This is a genomic window from Desulfosporosinus metallidurans (assembly GCF_001936615.1).
Lineage (GTDB): Bacteria > Bacillota > Desulfitobacteriia > Desulfitobacteriales > Desulfitobacteriaceae > Desulfosporosinus > Desulfosporosinus metallidurans.
Genome location: NZ_MLBF01000029.1, coordinates 14,819 through 34,920 on the forward strand (window position 1 = coordinate 14,819; position 20,102 = coordinate 34,920).

Consider the following 20,102-nt stretch of genomic DNA (forward strand, 5'->3'; position numbering starts at 1 on the left):
GGTTACTATAGTGTAACCCCTATTATACGGTCATTTTACCGATTTCTTCAACAATAACTCAAGCTGCATTGGAAAGAAACCTATTTATTCCTGTCTTCAGGAGAAAAAGCGGGGAGATATACCCAAAAGGGGATGAATTCAGCCGAAGTTGGATCAAATATAGCAAGATCACTCTCAGAAATATTATCGAAGTAATATAAATAAGGTTAATGGAGACATTCCCTTCTCCATTAACCTTATTTGTTTGTTTCAGCCGTTCATCCAGACCTCATATGACTATAACTAAGTCTGATACCATGCAAAATTTAAGTTTAACTTAGTTGTCCCCCTTAAAATCCAGTCCTTTAATAAATTCTTGCTGAAATTCATTCCTATTAGAAAGTTCAATGTGCTCCGCCATCTTAGCTAGAATGTCTGCCCTTGCTCTCTCTTCCATCGACAGTAAGGCCATTTTCGCCCCATCTCCGGCGGCGTTGCCAATCGTGTGAATCCGTTCCAGCGGTAGAGCCGGTAATAAACCAATAACAACGGCACTTTCCTTCTTAATATAATTGCCAAAGGCCCCTGCTAAGAGTACCCTGTCAATCTCCTGGGGAACGATTCCCATTTCCTGTACGAGAATCATAATCCCTGCCATGATGGCTCCTTTAGCCAGTTGCATCTCCCGGATATCCTTTTGCGAGAGTACAATGTCCTCGCCTGTCGCCGAATTTTCAGCCCATACCAGCACAAACTCGTTTGCCCGCTCGGTTTTTCGCACTCTATCGCGCACCAGGGGAGGTAGCTTTTCTAATTGATTCGGTTCAAAAGCGTACCGACCAGAAGGACTAATAACTCCGACCTTGAACATTTCTGCGATTGCATCGATGAGACCCGAGCCACAAATCCCCCGTGCCTTGCCCCCTCCGATGACCTCCAATTCGACGTCCGTGGTTATACGCACTCCTTCAATAGCACCTTCTGCAGCCCGCATGCCATATTTGATCTCAGCACCCTCAAAGGCCGGCCCAGCTGCTGTCGAACAAGTGAGAAGGCGATCCTTGCCCGTCAAAATCATCTCGCCGTTCGTTCCAATATCAACAATGAGACTAACCCCTGGTAAGCGATCCGCTTCCGTTGCTAACATGACCCCAACCGTGTCTGAACCGACATAACCCGCCACATTGGGAAGCACTACTACCATTCCAATTCCGAGAATATTCAGTCCCAACTCTCTAGCCTCAACTCCAACTGCTTGTCGAAAAACCGGAATGAACGGCGCTGGAGCCAAATAAGTAGGATCAATTCCCAAAAATAAGTGAGCCATTGTCGTGTTACCTACTACCACAGCTTGATAGATTTCCTCAGTCCTTATCCCTCTTTCTTGGCACAATTGAGAGATAATTCCATTGAGGCCACCGATCACTTTCTCTTGCAACTCTCTCAATTTATCAGAACCGCTCGACGCATGAGTGATCCGAGAAATTACGTCAGCACCAAAGGCCTGCTGAGGATTTGTCACCGCACCACTAGTGACGACCGTACCTTTATTCAGGTCCATAAGATAGACAACCACAGTCGTCGTTCCGATATCGATGGCCACACCAAAACAACGCCCCACTGTATCGCCGGGTTCCACTGCCAACAGTCTGTTCCCATCCAAGACCGCCGTTAGCTGAAATTCTCCCTGTCGTAACACCTTTGGTAACGTTGCCGCCACAGAGCGGCTAAAGCCAATAGCCTGCGGAGCTGGTAAAGAGGAAACCAACCGATCCCAATCTGGAGTCTGATCCTCTACCGTTGGTCGAGTTAGTGTTACGAAATACTTTCGTACACTGGGAGCTAAAGCCGTATGAACCACCCCAGCAAAATCAGTCTTCCGTTGATGAACATCCTTCTGTTCCTGAAGTCTAATTGTCATGTCTTGAGTCAAGGTGTGTTGACAAGTCAAAACCCAGCCAGCCTCTAATTCGGAAGCATTCAGAAACTTCTTTTCAGTTGGTGAAGTCAAGTATGGAATTTCTGTCATAACTTGTGCTTTACATTTACCACAGGTTCCTTTGCCACCACAAGTACTTTCAACTTGCACTCCAGCCGATATAGCGGCTTGCAAGATAGTAGTCCCAACCTCAAGCTGGACAACCTTATTGGAGGGTAAAAAGGTAATATCAACCATCTCTGTCACTCCTTTACTTTGAAACTAGTTTGTAAAGCCCTTAACGTTGACTGACCGAAGTAGCCTCTCCAAAGCCGAGGTGTATGGGTACGCCCGCCGGAACTTTTAGGAAGTCCTCGTCCCACTCCTCTTGCAATGCCTTGGTGATTAATCTTAAAGTGCCAGGCACAATAGCTTGCTCAAGGTTTAAATTCAAAGCTAAGTCGGCGGTTCTTTTCATGACAGGCGTCAAATCATAACTCCCAGTGTCAATGAAATTGAGCGTAGAGTAATGCGCGAACATGGCTTTAAAAATACGCAGGGCTCTAGCCTCACCATATTTTTTAAGACACTGTTCGTACTCCCAATAAATATTGCTCTCGTAGCGAAGCCAGCCATCCGTCAAATAAAAGGCAGGAACCTCGCGGCTGAGATCACGACGAATCTGATTCCCCCCCAAAAGCAAGGATATACAGTCTTCCACCTTGGGCACCACCAACTGAGCCTGGAGTGTCACGAGACCTTCAATGCTATTACCACAGTATCCATACAGGAGAAGGATGTTCTCTACCCCACTACTAACTTTGTCAATCTCCTGTTGAATTCTTTCCTTAAGCTTTGCAGGGAAATTATGCAGGCCGGATTCCACCCAAACGATGGGGAGCGGGTCAGACAAAGTCCTGGAGACCACATTGATTTCATCTTCTATAGTACGACAGGCTATGGCAACAGTTTTCATGTGAGCAACCCCTTCCACTCGTTCAGTTGCTGATAAATGTTAAAGTATCATTGGACAATCATGAGTAAGCACTTATTATTCGCAAGAGACTTTCTGAACAAACGATTTTTTGGAGATCAGACTCCAAAGCCCTAAACTTGCCAAGGCAAGAACCATATACATTAGCCCCATGACCCTAATTCGGTTTGCCCAATTCAAGGAAATTATGATCATCCCTATGCTACCAAAGACAGTAAATGTGCAAGACATGAGGGACACAGCAGCTCCCGTGTCTCCCTTCTGCTGCTCTAGCATCAGATTAGCACTTGGGGGACGAGTTATACTACCGGCCAGTGTGGCGGGCAATAAAGACAGGGCGAAAATCCAGGGACTGTGATTTCCAATAGTACTGATCAGAAGCCCGCTTATACAGGAGATAACATAGCTGGCACTTATGATCGAATTTGCCTTAAAATATTGGGATAGTTTCATATAAAGCATCGGACCTATCACCATAAAAAACGCATTGGCCGCAAAAAAATAACTGTATACCTGTTCACTTAAACCAAATTGACTCACATAAATATAGGATGATGATGAAATATACGACATCATCGGAATCCCCATTAATGAAAATGTAAACAATAGGGTGACAAATCCCGGGTTTTTAGCCACGATTCCTAATCGCCCAATCGATTGGATAATAGTCCCTTCATAACGTTCATCAATAGTTTCTTCCATGGCGATACCCGCTATTGTAATCAAAAGACCGACAACCGTTAACACCATGAATACCCCTCGCCATGAGGTAAATCTTAGTATCAAGGCGCCTACTACTGGAGCAACGATCGGAGAAATCATAGCCATTGATGAAACCAGTGCCAAAACCGATACTCGTTTGCGACCGAAATAGCTGTCCTTCACCACCGCTTGGGCCACAGATGTAGCTGCGCCACTAGCAATGGCCTGTATAACACGAAAAATGATAAGTTGGTAGACGTTACCCGAAAAGGCACACAGGGGCACTTGCTACCGTGTAAAGTACAAGTCCTATCACCAAGATGCGTTTGCGCCCATATTTATCACTAAGAGGCCCCCAAACAAGAGTACCAGCAGCGTAAAAAAGAAAGAACAATATTAAGGTAAGATTTATTAAACTTGGAGCGGCCTTAAAATTCTCAGCCATCCGGGGTAATGCGGGAAGATATAGATCAGTTGATAAAGGGATAAAAGCACTTAGAAAGGCTATTAAGACGATGAGTCCTTTTTCTCCTAAGTATCTTTGGGGTTTTCGAATTCCATCTCTTAAATTAGTTTTGGTTGTCATTGTTTCTATAAGACTCCATTCTATAGCCTTTGCCCCCGAAAGTGCTAATGTTAAACGTATTGATTAGGAGGCACCTACACTTAAGGCGCCTCCTAATTTTTTAGACGGATTGTGCAGAGGTTTTCCCAACCTGTGCCCGTGCTTTAGATCCAAGTTCAGGTAGGAATAAGGACACAACGCCTAGCAATAAGAAGAATAAGCTGCTTAGGCCGAATAACATGCTGAAGTTCGAGCCAGCCAACGGGGTGATAATAAAGGCAGGGATGATGAAAGCACCGAGTAGTTGAAGGGTAGCGATCATTCCACCAGCAGTACCAGCATAGGCGGGGCCTATTTCCGGCAGTAGCATTGGGAAGGTCATTAACAACGGTGAACTGATTCCCATGAAGATTCCTAGAACGAAGAGGGTCACCCACATGACCGCCCCAGTCGGTACAATCCAAGCCGCATACATGGTGAGAGCTCCCAGAATGCATATAGGGGCCAAGAAAGGCTTGATTCTACCAACACGGTCTGACATGGCTGGGCCAACAATGGCGCCTAGCATGGTCCCAATCGTCACGATCGAAGCCATCAATCCGGCAGTGACTGGGTCCACCCCACGTACAGCGTTCAGGGCATTGGGGAGAAATCCGCTGAAGGCCATATTAGCGCCCATGAAAAACATCATTCCCAAACCGACGAGCCAAACGTTTTTGCTCTGGGCAACAACACCAATGTATTTCGTCACAGGCATCACCGGCATTTCAGGTGCACCTTTGGGCTTGGCCTTAATCAAGGCCATCCAGGCAATCCAGACGATGAGCATGAAAACACCTGCTGCAATGTAGGCACTTTTAATGGTTGGAAACATCGCGGACGTTGCTAAAGCGACTGTTATGCCAGTGGCAGCGGACGAGAAGTAGAGACCCATAGCTGTCCCCATCTTCTCCATGGGGAACCACGCTCCTAACAGCTTTGCAGCATTAGCATTGAGCAAGGCTGAGCTGAGCCCAGCTAAAACCATCATGATAAAGAGTGTCGTGAAGTCAGTGGCAACATAGCGGAAGTACACTCCCACTACAGAAAAGGCAAATCCCACTGTGACAACGGTTTTCACGCCGAACCGATCTGCCAGTGAACCTGCTACGAGACTAAGGAGCACTGCAGGCAACATGGGCGCGGACATGATCAGCGCAAACTGAGACGATGTGAGATGTAAATCAGGGATAATCTTAAAGGCCAGAGCTGCAACTTGAAATTGAGCAAGGCAGCCGATAAACGTTGCCAACCACATGACCAGAAGAATCACCCAACGATACGACGAAGGCTTTGAATTATCTTGCGCGATATTCATGATTATAGTCTCTCCCCTCTTTTATAGCAAGCTATAATTACTCAAGAGTAGAGGCTCGAGAGGCCTGAAAGGCCTCTCTAAACCATTCGTTAGATCTAAGCGATTTCCAGCCGCCAACTAGAGAGTCCTCTTACGCAACGCTAAAAATCTCATCCGCGATCTTAACTCCATCAGTAGCTGCCTGAGCACTGTAATCCGCACCCACATAGTCCTTGACAACATCGTCGATATAGTTACCGCCTATCAAAACCTTAGTATCCAAGCCAGCCGCTCGAATGGCTTCAATTGTTTCTTTCATGGATTCCTGGCAGCCAGTAAGGAGAACACTCATACCCACAAGAGGTGCCTTTGATTCCTGAATGGCCTCAATAAACTTTTCTTTCGGGACATCCACTCCTAGGTCTATGACATTATAGCCCGACCCTTTAAGAAGCATAACGACGATGTTCTTCCCTAAATCATGGATATCTCCCTTCACTGTGCCCATGACAATATTTCCTTTGTATTCAGCATTACTTCCGCTCAAGAGTGGTTCTAAAACCACCATGGAATCTTGCATAATTTCCCCACACATAATCAGTTCGCCTAAGAAATATTCACCTGATTCAAATCGACCACCAGCCTCTGCCATACCTTGTTGCAACGAATTTACAATTTCTAAGGGAGTTACTCCGTTGTCTAAGCGCTCCTTGACCAACTCCGCCACTTGCTGTTCTTCTAATTCCGCAATTGCCTTAGATAAAGAATCTGTTAGCATAATTATTCCACTCCTTCTGAATTAACTTCAAACGTCTCAGTCTCGGTTTGCTAGCGCTGCGCCCAAAACCAAATAAAATTATAAGCAAAGTCATCTAACTTTTCCCATTCTTTTTTAACAATTTCCTCATTCCCCGGAAAATTTTCAAATTCCTCCAGTTTGACTTCCCACGGCACACAAACACCAGGATTAGGATTTAAAAGTTTTTCTTTTTCAGACATTGATTTTCCCTCCTATCCTTCTAATAAGCACCGAATTCTCGGCCTGCCTCGATCATGGCAATAACATTCTCCTGTTTTGCATCCCCCATGACGACTCCACCAGAATCCAAGATAAACCCACCATCACCGGCCAATTCATCAATGGATCTCTTAACCTGCTCTCTGACCTTTTCCGGTGTACCGTAAGTTAACAGTGTCGTCGGCACACCACCTTGAAGACAGAACCTACCACCCAGAATTTCTTTAGCCTTTTTAGGATCAGTGGTATCAATTTGAAAGATAATACTTTTATCAGGTAATTCAGCAATTTTCTCAAGATACGGAGTCCAGTCTCCTTCAGCATAAAATAACATTCGTTTCCCTTTAGCCCACAGACCTTCGATCGTCGCTTTTAATGAGGGCCAGTAGAAGGTATCCCATTGATGAGGATTGAGGAAAGGATAGGCTCCGCGGTGAAGGGGGGCAAAACAAGGGAAGCGCGTATCTGCTCCGGCCCCAGCCACACCACAATTGATATTATGAGGGGTAATGGCGTCACAAGCGGCTAAAACTTTCTCCGGTCGTCGACGAAGATCCAAGAGAACCCCTTTCATTCCCCGCAGAGCATCACCTAAAGTATCAAACGGTGCTTTGGTAAACCCTGTTCCTTGCCCAACTATCCCATGATCCACGGTCCATTTTCCCCATGCCGCTCCCATCATACCACCAGAGATGGCAAAGGCTGCTGCCCCTTTGATCAGGGCCACAGTTGCTCTATACGATCCAGGATTGGCCAATTCACTGCTGATATTGGGTAAATAGTGATTAACGAGCCACTCGGTCGGGCTGGCAATGAACTCGTCGTAGTCGTCCGCTTTCATATATTCTTGTTCATTGAATTGAAACGTTGAGTTTTCGTCCACCCCAATACCTGGGAACTTATATAGTTTTGACCCCATCGCATCAAACATCGGCGGCCACCATAATGAAGGACCACCCTTGAAAAGATCGAAATCCAAACCCGGTAACATTTCACTTACAATACTGTTACTTTTATCGAGATCATAATAGATCTCTTGGAGAGTAGTACCTGTATACTTAACTACCCATTCCCCGATTCCGAAAGCAACGGGAACCATATCCGGTTTTCCACAATCCATGGCAGTAGTGTAGCGTTCTAATCTCTTCTGATAAAGCATTTCCTTTTCATTCATACTTGCTTTCCCCTTCCTACCTTCTCAAATATCAAATTTTAAACACTGAGCTAAAAAATAAAACTCTTAGTCTTCTAACGCATCGCTGCGATAGGCTTTTAAAAACTTCTTGCCAAAGCGATCCTTGCCCATCAGGAAATCATTCGTGATGACTGAGGTCATAATTTTTCGATCTAGAGGATCAAGAATTGCAGCGTCCATCTCAAACGCCATGCAAATAGTCAAAAAGTGACGATTTACGATTTTCCGTTTAGGAGAATTAAAGGATATATTGCTTAATCCTGAGACTGTCTTGACATTAAATAGGCGCTTGATATCCGTAAGGCACTTGAAAAACATCGTTGCATTGGTGTGGCTGACAGCCTGCGGAAGGACCAGTGGGTCTATATATAGACGGGTTAAATCATAATTGTTCTTCGTTAATATCTCGACAAGTCGTTCAGAAAGTACAATTCTTTCTTCAGCCGTTTTCGGAATGCCATTGTCATCCAAAGTTAGACCAATTACCGAGCATTGGTATTCAAGCACCAGTGGCAGTACTTCTTCAATACGATTTCTTTCCAACGATATGGAGTTAACTAAAACCCTACTCTTATCCCCTTTAACCGTTTCTAAGCCTTTTTTAATGGCCACAGCCGAAGTGCTGTCAATGCATAATGGAACATCGGTTACCTCTTGAACTGTTTGCACAAGCCACTCCATGTTAGGCACTTCGTCCCCTTGTGCTGTATTCAGATCTAAGTAGTCGGCACCAGCAGCCGCTTGTCTGAGCGCCAGATCCTGAATAGCAGCGGTGTCTTTGTCATTAATGAACTGGCGAACACTAGGTATCGAGCTATTAAGCTTTTCGCCTATAATCAACATCTTTTGTACCCTCCTTGAGCCAAAATTTTGGTTTATGCAATCAATCCAAACTTGTTATACCTCGCCCGCCATCACCTCCCTTTCTGAAGATGCTTATATTGTTCATTCAACGGCATTGAACAATATAAGCCCTACATACGAAACTGTATTTTTACCATTGTAATAGGGTATTCCGCTGCTTTTCTCAAGGGCCATCACGTCAATTCCACTCGCTTCTACAGAAGACAAAGCTTTTTCAGGAAACCTGCAAGGCTCATTGTCAAGAAATGTACACCTTGAACAAAAAGTGCAGGGACCTACATTTAATGGCAAGATTTCCAAGGAACCATATATCGAACTTGTCCAGAATAGTTCTAAAGATCTCCGTATGCTTATGACCTGACGCCATCATACCTTTCCAGTCAAAGGAACTTTTTAGCTCATGCACAGTCTGAATTAGTAAACCCTGTTTAAATCCCAACACTTTTTCTTTCAATTCAGCGATTTGCCCCACCGCTGGTGGGCACATCCAGTTTTTATTATAAGTACCGCATGCATTTTGTTCACATTGGGTTCTGAAATCCTCATTGAATTTTATATCTGCAACTGTTGCTATTGCTGCATGGGTTACACCTAAGGCCAATGCATCCCTAACTAGATCGTCTATATCTACGTTCATTTCATAAGCCTCCATAGAAGTTGATCAGCTTGTGATTTATTTTATATGTATAGATGTATATACAAATCTTGAAGTAAAAAAATTAAATTCCTTTACATTCTTATTTGCAAATTTTAAAATTGACTCTTATATGAATGTATAGACAATTTAATTTATCTAAATATTATCACTACTTATCCGCGCAGTCAATAGCGTACTACAATTATATTCTGGGACGCTAAGAGGGTTCAGTCTCACCTCTCTGAGACTGAACCCCCTGCTACTTCTAAAATATCGCGATAGATTTTCAATGCTTCCGTCACATCGTTAGCATAAAAATCGGCACCCGTGAATTCTTTGACCTCCTGATTGACTGGATACCCGCCCACCACAACTTTGACCTTATCTCTCAAACCGGCATCAATTAGAAGATCAACGACTTTCTTGATTGAGCCGACGCAGAAGGAGAGTAAAACACTAATCCCTAAGATCGGGGCATTCGTTTCGTTCACAGCCTGCACAAATCTCTCTGGCGTCACATCGACACCCAAGTCATGAACTTGAAAACCTGATGAACGCAACAGATAAATTATAATATTTTTGCCGAGATCGTGAATGTCTCCTTCAATCGTACCCATAACGATGGGTGGTGGTACAAAGCCATTATTCGATCCATTAACCGGTATATGCGGTTCTAGAATTCGCATAACCTCTTTTAGAATCTCTTCTGACATAATAAGGTCTGACAGAAAGTAATCACTGTCACTGTATTTTACACCAACGATTTCCACACCCCGCCGACAACTTTCGATGATATCCATAGAGGTGCTACCCGCTAGAATTCTTTCTTCTACCAGCCTTAGGGTTTTTTCTTCGTCAAGGTCTGCCATCGCTATTTGTAGTTCGTCTTCCAACTTAAGAACCCCCAATTAGCTTAATCTTTTTTATACCAACCATCATAACTGGTCAACTTATACCGATCCCCTCTGTACACAGCTTTGCTCCACCCCACTGGCCTAAGTTCCGTATCAAATATTGTCTGCTCAATGAGGAAAACAGGGGCTTGAGGAGCGATCCCGAGAATCAATGCTTCTTCTTCGGTGCATGCTGCAACCTGTAAAACCTTTTTAGAACTCACAGGCACGTATTCCGTGTGAGCTGCTATCAGACCGGGCAAACTTGGGTCTTTTAGTTCTGATTCAAGGATCGGTTTACTCTTACTATAGATTGTATATTTCACTTCGTAGGAAAGTCGCTCACTTTCAGCAGATAGCACCGTTCGAAAAAATAAGAATCTCTTGTGTTCTTCAGTGATTTGAAACTTAGCTCTCAAGTTCTCGTCAGCTCTAATAATCTTAGCTTCTAGTAAAGTTGTCTTATAATTTAGTCCTCTCTTTTTGATTTCTTCATTAAAATCGTTGAGTTCAAAGACAATATTATCCAATTTTGGGGTTGCGACAAAAGTACCTCTGCCCTGCTGTGCATAAACCATCCCTGCTGACACCAGTTCGGAAATAGCTCTTCGTACTGTCATTCGGCTGATTTCATAGCGCGTCGCAATATCATTCTCCGTCGGTAAGGATTCCCCTGGTTTTAGATCTCCCCGCCGTATTTGTTCTTCGAACGACTTAAATAGCTGATAGTAGATGGGAATAACTGAACTCTTATCAATGGGCATTTCTTCATGAATCACCAAAAACACCTATTCCTAATTATAATTGTCTATACATTCAAACTATTGCTCATTCTAGCATGCCAAAATTAGGGTGTCAACTCGAACAGTTTCTAAGTGAATAGTTTCTTGAATCCCCAATGCTCATAAATAGCCTGCATCGGGACACCATAATCATTGTGCAATAAACTAAGACAGATGTACCTAAATAGTACATCTGTCTTGAAAGTCATGTAACGCGAACAGCTCTTAAAATTCACAAGTGTTAGCTGTTCTCGGAAAGGAGATTACATCCCGGATATTTGACATCCCCGTCAAATACATGATAACGCGCTCAAAACCAAGCCCATACCCGGCATGTTTCACGCCGCCATACTTCCGCAGGTCAAGATACCAGCCGTAATCCTCTGCGTTAAGCCCAAATTCCTCCATACGACTTTGCAATACCTCAAGTCGTTCTTCCCGTTGGCTCCCCCCGATAATCTCTCCAACTCCGGGAACGAGTAGATCCATGGCGGCCACTGTCTTGTTATCTTCATTGAGACGCATATAGAACGCCTTAATATCCTTGGGATAATCGGATACGAAGACCGGTTTTTTGAAGATCTTTTCTGTCAGGTAGCGTTCATGCTCGGTTTGAAGATCTATACCCCAATGAACCGGATACTCAAAATTGGCATTTTCTTTCTCCAGCAGTCCTACAGCTTCAGTATACGTAATATGTCCAAATTCGGAACTCAAGATATTTTCCAAGCGATTAAACAAGGTCTTATCGACGAAGTTGTTAAAGAATGCCATTTCCTCGGGTGCATTATCCAAAGCATACTGAATAATAAATTTCATCATCTCTTCAGCTAAGTTCATGTTGTCGTGAAGATCGGCAAAGGCAATCTCCGGTTCGATCATCCAAAACTCGGCGGCATGTCTCGCCGTATTCGAATTTTCCGCTCGGAACGTGGGACCAAACGTATATACGTTGCGGAAAGCCATGCAATATGTTTCAACATTAAGCTGGCCGCTCACTGTCAGGCTTGTTTCTCGGCCAAAGAAGTCTTTTGAAAAATCAAGGTTGCCCGCTTCATCCTTGGGAGGCTTCGCCATATCAAGGGCCGTCACTCTAAACATTTCTCCTGCGCCTTCAGCATCACTACCGGTTATAATCGGGGTATGAACATAGACATACCCTTTTTCCTGAAAGAACTTGTGAATCGCATAAGCTACTACAGAACGCACTCGAAAAACCGCTGCAAACGTATTCGTTCTGGGACGCAAATGCGCAATCGTTCTCAAATACTCAAACGTATGCCGTTTCTTTTGGAGAGGGTAGTCTACTGCCGAGAGCGCTAGTACCTCGATGCTTTCCGCTTTCAATTCAAACGGCTGTTTCGCTCCAGGTGAAGGGACAAGCGTTCCTTGGATACGCAGGGCGGAACTAATCGTAAGCTTCCCAATCTCTGCGAAGTTTGCCAAGCTCTCTTCAAACACCACTTGAAGGTTCTCAAAAAAACTCCCATCATTAATTTCAATAAAACCAAACGCCTTTGACGAACGCACTGTGCGAACCCAGCCGGAAAGTTCCACTTTCTGATTGAGAAACCGATCCGTTTCTCTATAAATATCCTTAATGGTTACCAATTGCATAGTTTTCCTCCTCAAAACCCATTAAAGGTCTAAGAGTCTCTTAATTTACTCAATGAAGTAAATTTCCTTCATAATTATATCCGATTAGAATCCCAACTTCAAATCACAAATCGCGTACTCTGGTCCTTCAGTTCCTCCATCAATACTATCAACTGTCTCGCACTATCGCGAATTGTACTGATCGTTGCGCTCATTTCTTCCGTCGAGGCGGCAATTTCCTCTGCGGCTGCCGCATCTTCTTGGCACATGGCCGCAACCTCATAAACTGACCTAGTGACAGCCTCCTCCATCTGGACAACCTGACGGACTTCTTCCTCCATCTCCGCCAGCAGTTGAGCGACGGATTGAGTTCCCTGGGAGATCTCTGTAAATTGGTTCAGTGCCCGATCCCCAATTCCTGATTGTTCCTCGATCAAATCGACTGCTTCTTCTGCCGCACGGGCTGAATTCTCGACATTAAGAGTCACTTCGTCGATCAAGCTCGCAATCTGGGAAGCACTTTGCTTAGATCCTTCAGCCAGTTTACGAACTTCTTCGGCTACTACAGCAAACCCACGCCCGGCTTCCCCTGCGCGAGCCGCCTCGATCGCTGCATTAAGGGCAAGAAGATTTGTTTGTTCGGAAATCCCAGTAATGATCTGAGTAATCCCGCGGATTTGTCCCGTCTGCTCTTTAAGAAGATAACTTCCGGTCTGGATTTCCTCCGCTTTAGCCGCAAAGATTTGCATCTTCTGCGCTAAATCCCTCATGATTTCTTCCCCGCGCAGTGTACGTGTCGTGACATCAGCGGTACTGACCATAACACGCTCCATATGTCCAGCCAAAGTTTGGACGCTTTGATTAATCCCCTTACTTTGTACACCTATCTCACTTGTACTTTCTGCAATTTTTTGAGATCCATTGGCTACCTGACTGACACTCGCAGCCACTTGGTCTGCTCCATTCGATGTCTGATCTGTCGCAACTGAAATTTCCCTCGTCGAATCCTCGACCTGCCTAACCGCTTGATTGATCGAGACGCATATTTCCTTTGTATTATGAAGCATCTTTTTCATAGCGAGAGCCAGGGTTTCTAACTCTCCATACCAACTCGTTTTAATTGTTATGTTCAAATTGCCTGTGGCTAGGACCTCAGCATTTTCTGTTAATTGAATCAGCGGTCGGGTAAAGGTTAAGGAAACAAAATAGCCTGAAACAACACCAAAGACAAGAACCAGTAACCCAACCATGAAAACCCAAATTCTCAAGGTGTTTAGCTCTTGTACTACTCCTTGTCGAGAGAGCACGGCCTTGATATACCCTTTTACTTCCCCTTGATAGTTTTTAAAAGGAATGAGCAAAACATTAGACTGGCCATCCCCGCTCGTCGTAAATTGAGTTTGTCCATTGACAAGAGATTTCACCAAGCTTTCCGCTACTGGAAAATTATCGTTGCCAGTACCAACCAGCAGCCCCCCATTTTCCTTAACATTTTTGACCATAGAAGTAGAGGGATCAAGAAGATAGATGAAGTAATCTCCAGGGTTCTTCTTCTGCAAAGCAGCTAAAAAGTCTTTGCCAAAATCCATTCCGTATTCTGCACTACCAACCCACTGATCTTGATACTTAACGGGTACCACTACTCGGAAGCCGTATCCTTCGACACCCTCCTCCAGTCCTTCCACTGTCTTATGCTCTTTGTTGGCCGTCACGACCGTAGGCCGAATTTTAGAAAGGTCATCCCCAAATTTGTTGGGCGAATGCGCTCGATAGAACGAAATGGCAGGCGCAAGATGAAACTGAAGTTGGCTAAAGCCATCTTTCTTGATTACTTCGAAAACAGGCTGAACTAAACGAGCGAGTGTAGCCCGGTCTCGTTCTGCTAAAGCCTTAGTCACATCCGGGTTCATGGTCATCGTTAGCACCGAAGACTTTGCACGCTCTAAGCGATTAACGAATTCATCTTGGATTCCCTGATCCACAAGTTTTTCCGTTTGAAGCTCACTCGTTTTGAGGAGCTTCTGGGCATTCCAAAGGCTTGCTCCGGATAAAGCTGCCACCACAACAATAATCACCAAACCTGCCATAAGGGTAATACGGGTTTTAATTGACATAGAACGTTTAATCTGCTCAGACATTTTAAATTCTCCCCCAGCTCTCAATTATATTAAAATTTGTGACTATTTTCTCACATTATTTACTAAATAAAAAGTTCACTAATTAGGCTGGATTAAGGCTATGTAATGTTAAAATTGTCGATGTCCTTGCGTGAAACTATTAGCAGGACAAAGTAGCCTCGAAGAGAAACAAATCTCTTCGAGGCTAATATTCAGTCATTCCGCAAACGTCTAAACTTTAATACCACCCCTAAGAAACGAATTTGAAGCGTTCTTATCGGACGTTTTGACACTTTTTTATCATAACTAGTTTACATCCCATGTAACAAAATAAATGTCAGGTATCTGACACAGCGTATGGCGACTTCTACTTCTACTTCTACTTCTACTTCTTCTTTTTCTTTGACTTGGGGCCAGCCGAAGGTGCTCTCATTGCGATCGCTCCATGAGGGCACATTTTTAAACACACCCCACAAGAAACGCATTTTTCAGGGTCAACAACAGCCACACCTCGCCTTAATATACCGAGTTTTTCTTGGCTTATCGCTTTTTCAGGACAAGACCTTCGCGCCGGGCACATGGGTGAGCTGTCACATTTTTCAGGGTCAATATATGCTTTATTCATGGTTTCGCTCCTTACCGCTTTCATAATAAAATCCGGAAATGGCTTTTCATACCATACGGGGGTATTGTACTATGAGAGAATACCATTAATTCGTTGGAATTACAATAGAAAAGACAAGTGGCGCCTTTAGGATATATCCCCCAAAGCCGCCGCTACTTAATATGAGTAATGCACATCAAAAGACTAAAAAGACCTCAGCTAATGGAATAAAAAACTCCGGAAATAATTGAACTGGAACGTCATCAGGAGCTTTATAGATCGTGGGCGTTCCATAAGTTCCTTCTTTCAAGGAAAAGACCAGAATCGTTTGATCATTGGGATGAACCAGCCAATACTCTGAAACCCCGACACTTTCATAAAGACGTAGTTTAACGCCAAAATCTTTTTTCGTTTGTGGAGGGGGAAAGTATTTCAATGATCAGGTCAGGCGCTCCTTTACAGCCACGCTCATCGATTTTGGTTCGGTCACAAATAACGGATAGGTCGGGCTGAACAACTGACAAAACACCCTCATCTTTGTCATCTCCTTGCGGAAGTCGAACGTCAACGGGTGAAAGATAGGCTTTGCATGGCTTACAAAATAAGTATTGAGAGAATAAACGATGCAATTCTCCCAAGATCTCTTGATGCCGAGTTGAAGGTGCTGGGGTCATATCATAGGGTACCCCGCCAATAAGTTCCCAACGCTCTTCTTCAGGCCAAGATAAGTAATCAGCATAAGTGTACAAGTATCCTGTTTTCATCGTCCGTCATCGCACTGCACTGTATTTTTGAAGCAAAGCATGAGTATTCGTCTTACCGTCATACTTGGTATTCAGCCCGAGCAAACACGCGCTTACAATAATCATAGTGATACCGCCTTCTCTCTGGTTAACATACCCCCAAATTTTTAACATTCCGATTCGTTCACCTACAACATTTCGTCAACATCAATACCTGCCATTTTAATCAAATACATGGCATTGCGCGTGGTTGAAATCCCCCGCCGAAGCTTATAGTCAAAATGAATTTCATCATTTGTATAGTATTCGCGGAAATGATAGTTGCGGATTTTCCGGTCACTTTCGCGTTCCAAGTCTCCCAATTCCAAATCATGAGTTGATACCATACCAATGGCCCCGGCCTTGCTTAATTGTCGAATCAGAACCTTAGCCCCAGCATGTCGATCTTGCGAATTAGTCCCTTTGAAAATCTCATCTAATAGGAAGAAAATTTTTCTTTCTGTCTTCGCTGAGCTTACGATCTGTTTAATGCGCAGTAATTCTGCATAAAACGAAGAGATACTTTCCCCTAGATTATCGCTCACCCGCATACAGGTATAAATCTGAAACATCGAACAGCTAAACTGCTGGGCAAACACGGGGGCTCCAGCATAGGCCAAAACAAGATTGATGCCCACTGTCCGCAGCAAGGTGCTCTTGCCAGACATGTTTGAACCCGTAATTAACAAAATCCCGGAGTTCTTCTCCATGGTTAAATCATTACAAACCGCTCCTCTTACGAGCGGATGCCCCATATTAACCGCGGTAATTACCGAATTTCCCGAGGTTATCTCTGGTACTCCCCATTCCGGGTGATCCATTGCAATAATCGCCAGACTGTTTAGTGTTTCCAGTTCGGCAATGGTATCTACCCAGCGGCCAAGAGAACGACCCGACTTCTCCTTCCATGATTCCAAGGAGATCATACACTGGATATCCCAAAGAGTGAGAATATTGATGATCAGAAACATCGCGTTTCCCCGGTTGGCTATGAGATCAGCCAAACTTGAAAGCTTCCGGATTTGTTCAAAGGCCGGCTTGCCGTCCCGGTCACGTAAACCTTTTTTCAGGGTTTGGAGGTGTTCCGCTTGAAAATTTCTCTTTTCAAACCGTTCGAGCATTTTTTCGTAAATTTTTATACTGTCTTTATATGTGTAAACTGCATTAAGCGTTTTGTCCCGTTCTCTTCCTAGAAAGAGAATAATCGTCTGAATCGCAAGACCTACAAGTGGATACCATACAGAAACGCTTGAGGTCAGAAGATACATAAGCAAAAACGTGATCGTAATTATGGGGAGGGCACGAGCTAAAATAACCACCCCAAGTCGCAGATAGGATGCATCATATGACTTCGCCCACTCAATGATTGTTTCTGGAGAATTCAGCGGACGTTTCGTCATTCTAGCCTCCGCTAAAAACCGCTGTCGCCAAGCAAGATTTCTTGCAAGTTCCTGAATTGCTTCTTGCTTTTTTCGAATGATTTCAACCTCTCCTGGTGGCTGGGTCAAAACTTCTTTTAGGGTTTCCCTTCCCCTAAAGGTTTTTGCTGTAGTAATCCATTGAAAGAGTGATCCAAGACCAAAAATATCCAGATCTTCCGAATAAGAATGAGTGGGATCTTTAAAATCCTCTCCCGTATCGGAGAAGTTTCTCCACTCTCCGCCTAGACGGCTTAAAGCTTGATCATAGTTTTCATAAAGTACCTGGATATAGTTTTGGCGTGTTTTTAAATTTTGATGCCACAGGACCAGCGCGGCAAAAGAAGCGACAGTGAAAATAACCATTCCAAGACCCAAAGATGATCTTTGGGTCATATAAAAAAATACAGCCAGCCCACAGCCCACTAGGAAAGTAAGGAGTCTTACATTGCTTAATCGATTAATCGTTCGTGTTAGTTTCTCTAACCTCCGCCTATAATACGTCTTTCGTTTCTCGTACTGTTCTTTTGGCTCTTTCAATTGCTTGATCCCCTAAAAACATTGGCCAATGAAATTGTAAAATCATCAAATATCCCTAACTTTATTGTTTCATCTATCTGATAGACTTCAGGCCTAGCAAATTTACCATTTTGTATAAGCTTATAAACCATAACAATTTTGTCTATGGGGTGAATAATCCAATATTCACGCACAGAATACTTTTCGTATAGGTATAATTTTTTAATGTAATCCATGGAAATACTTGATGGAGAAATAATTTCCATAACTAAATCCGGATTGCCTTTACACCCTTTATCATCTAATTTTTCCTGATCACAAATAATAGAGATATCTGGCTGAACCACATTGTTAATTTCTTCATCTGCTTCATTGATATCTGTCAGTCTAACATCAAAAGGGGCTGCATATACTTCGCACGTTTTCCCATGAAGATAGGTAGAAATTTGACGAACTAATTCTACACTTATCTTTTGATGGATTCTAGAAGGAGCGGGCGTCATAGCGTAGGGTACTCCGTCAATTAACTCCATAGGCTTGTCTTCTGGCCATGTCACGTAGTCAGTATAGGTATATTTTTGTAAAAAGGCTCCAATAGATTCACTCATACTATCGTCTCCCCATTCTTCTTAAGCCAGCGAACTTCTTTTCGTGATTTAACAGCATTATACACTAACCAACTAACTATTACCACATTTTGGGCACGCAATACCCCTCCTTGAGTACTGTCCGTTAATTTCCTTGATGTTAATGGAAAAATGATTTCACGAATGCTATACTTGTCTATTAATTAGATCTATTAAGTAGAGAACAATTACTGGAGGAAAAATCATGAGACAAAGCAAACTGACCACTACTTTATTGGCACTGGATTCTCTTTCAATTTACAGGGGACTTTTAGAGGATAAAGTCTTAAGTAAACTAAGAGCCCTGCTCATCGACTTAGATAAAGCGAACGTTCAACTTAGAGAAATGATCAATTTATATAATGATTTTTACTTTGAGCTGGCCAAAAGCAATTCGCTTTCATTAACTGACTATATCATAGATAAGATAATCTTTGATGAGAATCCCTTTACCTTGAAGATACAAGCTTTGCTGAACGGCAGCTCTGACGACGCCCTCGAAAAAACCGTTGCCAATGATTTAAGAGGCCTTCAGCAAGTAGCAAAGCTTGATTCAACGCTGCTCAAAGCTGAAATAACCGAGTTGTTTAAGAACCAATGCTTTAATCCTATACTAGAAGGACTTCCTGATTGGACATTAGAAAGTCTCATTCTCAGCAGTCCGAATCACATAAACCATTTACAAGAAAAATTCCTCACAAGCAACCGCTGGGATGAGTGTCTGGAAGATCTTAAGAATTTCCACAAACGATACGGTTGCGGCATATATGCGCGCTACTCTGCCTTTGTTTGGGAGAGGGCTGATGGGCATGGCTACCTTAAGGGAATCGATAACCCTGATCCAATCACTTTAGACGAACTAGTAGATTACCAAAACGAACGTTCAAGGGTGATCGAAAATACTCTTCAATTTTTAAACGGCTTTCCAGCCAATAATGTGCTTCTTTATGGAGATCGGGGCACTGGTAAATCATCCACCGTGAAGGCCATACTCAACGAATATCATACGCAAGGACTGCGCATGCTGGAGGTTCCTAAAGCCCATCTCGCTGATTTTCCTCTGATTATTAGGCAATTGAAAAATAGGGCGCAAAAGTTTATTATCTTTGTCGATGATCTGGTCTTTGGAGATAACGAAGAAAACTATACTTCCCTTAAAGCGGTACTGGAGGGTGGCTTAGAAAGCAAGACACCCAACATCCTAATTTATGCCACCTCCAATCGTAGGCATTTAGTCAAGGAGTATTTTGGCGAGAGAGCCGGCTTGCAGTCGGGCAACCATAGTGAAGAAGTGCATGCGAGGGACAGCATGCAAGAAAAGCTTTCCCTCGCGGATCGATTTGGGATAAATGTTGTTTTTTCTTCACCCGACCAAAATCAGTATCTGAAAATAGTTGCTGGAATTGCAGCCCGAAGAAATCTAAAAATCGACAAAGACAGACTACAAAGAGAGGCCCTGCAATGGGCACTCTGGTATAATGGTCGTTCTGCCAGAACAGCAAGACAGTTTATTGATTGGATCGAGGGGCATGATGCCATGAATTAGAACGCTTCTCT

Annotated in this window: 18 protein-coding genes and 2 pseudogenes; 1 reads left to right on the forward strand and 19 read right to left on the reverse strand. The window is 43.6% G+C overall.

The window, feature by feature from the left end:
• Positions 1 to 316: 316 nt before the first annotated feature.
• The 19 genes and pseudogenes from DSOL_RS16050 to DSOL_RS16125 form a co-directional block, all read right to left on the reverse strand.
• Complete coding sequence (locus DSOL_RS16050; RefSeq protein ID WP_075365845.1) at positions 317 to 2,155, reverse strand: ASKHA domain-containing protein; 1,839 nt, start codon at positions 2,153 to 2,155, stop codon at positions 317 to 319.
• A 40-nt stretch (positions 2,156 to 2,195) separates the two neighbouring features.
• Positions 2,196 to 2,873, reverse strand: a complete 678-nt coding sequence (locus DSOL_RS16055; protein ID WP_075365846.1) for a DUF1638 domain-containing protein — start codon at positions 2,871 to 2,873, stop codon at positions 2,196 to 2,198.
• A 75-nt stretch (positions 2,874 to 2,948) separates the two neighbouring features.
• Positions 2,949 to 4,179 (reverse strand): annotated as a pseudogene (locus DSOL_RS16060) (multidrug effflux MFS transporter).
• A gap of 100 nt (positions 4,180 to 4,279) precedes the next feature.
• Entirely contained in the window at positions 4,280 to 5,515 is a 1,236-nt protein-coding gene (locus DSOL_RS16065) for an MFS transporter (protein WP_075365847.1), read from the reverse strand.
• Positions 5,516 to 5,645: 130 nt separating this feature from the next.
• Positions 5,646 to 6,272 carry a cobalamin B12-binding domain-containing protein gene (locus DSOL_RS16070; RefSeq protein WP_075365848.1) on the reverse strand — a complete coding sequence of 209 codons (627 nt, stop codon included), beginning with the start codon at positions 6,270 to 6,272 and terminating at the stop codon, positions 5,646 to 5,648.
• A gap of 50 nt (positions 6,273 to 6,322) precedes the next feature.
• Positions 6,323 to 6,493 carry a hypothetical protein gene (locus tag DSOL_RS28035; protein ID WP_170871533.1) on the reverse strand — a complete coding sequence of 57 codons (171 nt, stop codon included), beginning with the start codon at positions 6,491 to 6,493 and terminating at the stop codon, positions 6,323 to 6,325.
• A 20-nt stretch (positions 6,494 to 6,513) separates the two neighbouring features.
• Positions 6,514 to 7,686 (reverse strand): uroporphyrinogen decarboxylase family protein, encoded by a 1,173-nt coding sequence (locus DSOL_RS16075; protein ID WP_075365849.1) that lies wholly within the window; start codon positions 7,684 to 7,686, stop codon positions 6,514 to 6,516.
• Between the two features lie 66 nt (positions 7,687 to 7,752).
• Positions 7,753 to 8,550 carry a dihydropteroate synthase gene (locus DSOL_RS16080; protein WP_075365850.1) on the reverse strand — a complete coding sequence of 266 codons (798 nt, stop codon included), beginning with the start codon at positions 8,548 to 8,550 and terminating at the stop codon, positions 7,753 to 7,755.
• Positions 8,551 to 8,652: 102 nt separating this feature from the next.
• Complete coding sequence (locus DSOL_RS29570) at positions 8,653 to 8,871, reverse strand: DUF2284 domain-containing protein (RefSeq protein WP_345788392.1); 219 nt, start codon at positions 8,869 to 8,871, stop codon at positions 8,653 to 8,655.
• Positions 8,810 to 9,208: a DUF2284 domain-containing protein gene (locus DSOL_RS16085; protein WP_282433550.1), complete on the reverse strand. Its 399-nt coding sequence runs from the start codon at positions 9,206 to 9,208 to the stop codon at positions 8,810 to 8,812. The genes DSOL_RS29570 and DSOL_RS16085 overlap by 62 nt, the downstream gene beginning before the upstream one ends.
• 233 nt (positions 9,209 to 9,441) lie before the next feature.
• Positions 9,442 to 10,101, reverse strand: a complete 660-nt coding sequence (locus DSOL_RS16090; RefSeq protein ID WP_075365851.1) for a cobalamin B12-binding domain-containing protein — start codon at positions 10,099 to 10,101, stop codon at positions 9,442 to 9,444.
• A 20-nt stretch (positions 10,102 to 10,121) separates the two neighbouring features.
• Positions 10,122 to 10,877, reverse strand: coding sequence for a GntR family transcriptional regulator (locus DSOL_RS16095; RefSeq protein ID WP_345788393.1), 756 nt, complete (start codon positions 10,875 to 10,877; stop codon positions 10,122 to 10,124).
• Positions 10,878 to 11,108: 231 nt separating this feature from the next.
• Positions 11,109 to 12,500 carry an asparagine--tRNA ligase gene (gene asnS, locus DSOL_RS16100; protein WP_075365852.1) on the reverse strand — a complete coding sequence of 464 codons (1,392 nt, stop codon included), beginning with the start codon at positions 12,498 to 12,500 and terminating at the stop codon, positions 11,109 to 11,111.
• 98 nt (positions 12,501 to 12,598) lie between these two features.
• Positions 12,599 to 14,617 (reverse strand): methyl-accepting chemotaxis protein, encoded by a 2,019-nt coding sequence (locus DSOL_RS16105; protein WP_075365853.1) that lies wholly within the window; start codon positions 14,615 to 14,617, stop codon positions 12,599 to 12,601.
• A gap of 364 nt (positions 14,618 to 14,981) precedes the next feature.
• Positions 14,982 to 15,221, reverse strand: a complete 240-nt coding sequence (locus tag DSOL_RS16110; RefSeq protein ID WP_075365854.1) for an ATP-binding protein — start codon at positions 15,219 to 15,221, stop codon at positions 14,982 to 14,984.
• Between the two features lie 175 nt (positions 15,222 to 15,396).
• Positions 15,397 to 15,964 (reverse strand): annotated as a pseudogene (locus tag DSOL_RS16115) (Uma2 family endonuclease).
• Positions 15,965 to 15,970: 6 nt separating this feature from the next.
• Positions 15,971 to 16,117 (reverse strand): DUF523 domain-containing protein, encoded by a 147-nt coding sequence (locus tag DSOL_RS28925; RefSeq protein WP_235838852.1) that lies wholly within the window; start codon positions 16,115 to 16,117, stop codon positions 15,971 to 15,973.
• 14 nt (positions 16,118 to 16,131) lie between these two features.
• Complete coding sequence (locus DSOL_RS16120; protein WP_075365855.1) at positions 16,132 to 17,940, reverse strand: MutS family DNA mismatch repair protein; 1,809 nt, start codon at positions 17,938 to 17,940, stop codon at positions 16,132 to 16,134.
• On the reverse strand, positions 17,937 to 18,527 hold the full coding sequence (locus tag DSOL_RS16125; protein WP_075365856.1) for a Uma2 family endonuclease: 591 nt from the start codon (positions 18,525 to 18,527) through the stop codon (positions 17,937 to 17,939). The genes DSOL_RS16120 and DSOL_RS16125 overlap by 4 nt, the downstream gene beginning before the upstream one ends.
• A 223-nt stretch (positions 18,528 to 18,750) precedes the next feature.
• On the opposite strand from DSOL_RS16125, the gene DSOL_RS16130 reads away from it, so the two are divergent.
• Complete coding sequence (locus DSOL_RS16130) at positions 18,751 to 20,091, forward strand: ATP-binding protein (protein ID WP_075365857.1); 1,341 nt, start codon at positions 18,751 to 18,753, stop codon at positions 20,089 to 20,091.
• Positions 20,092 to 20,102 lie beyond the last annotated feature (11 nt).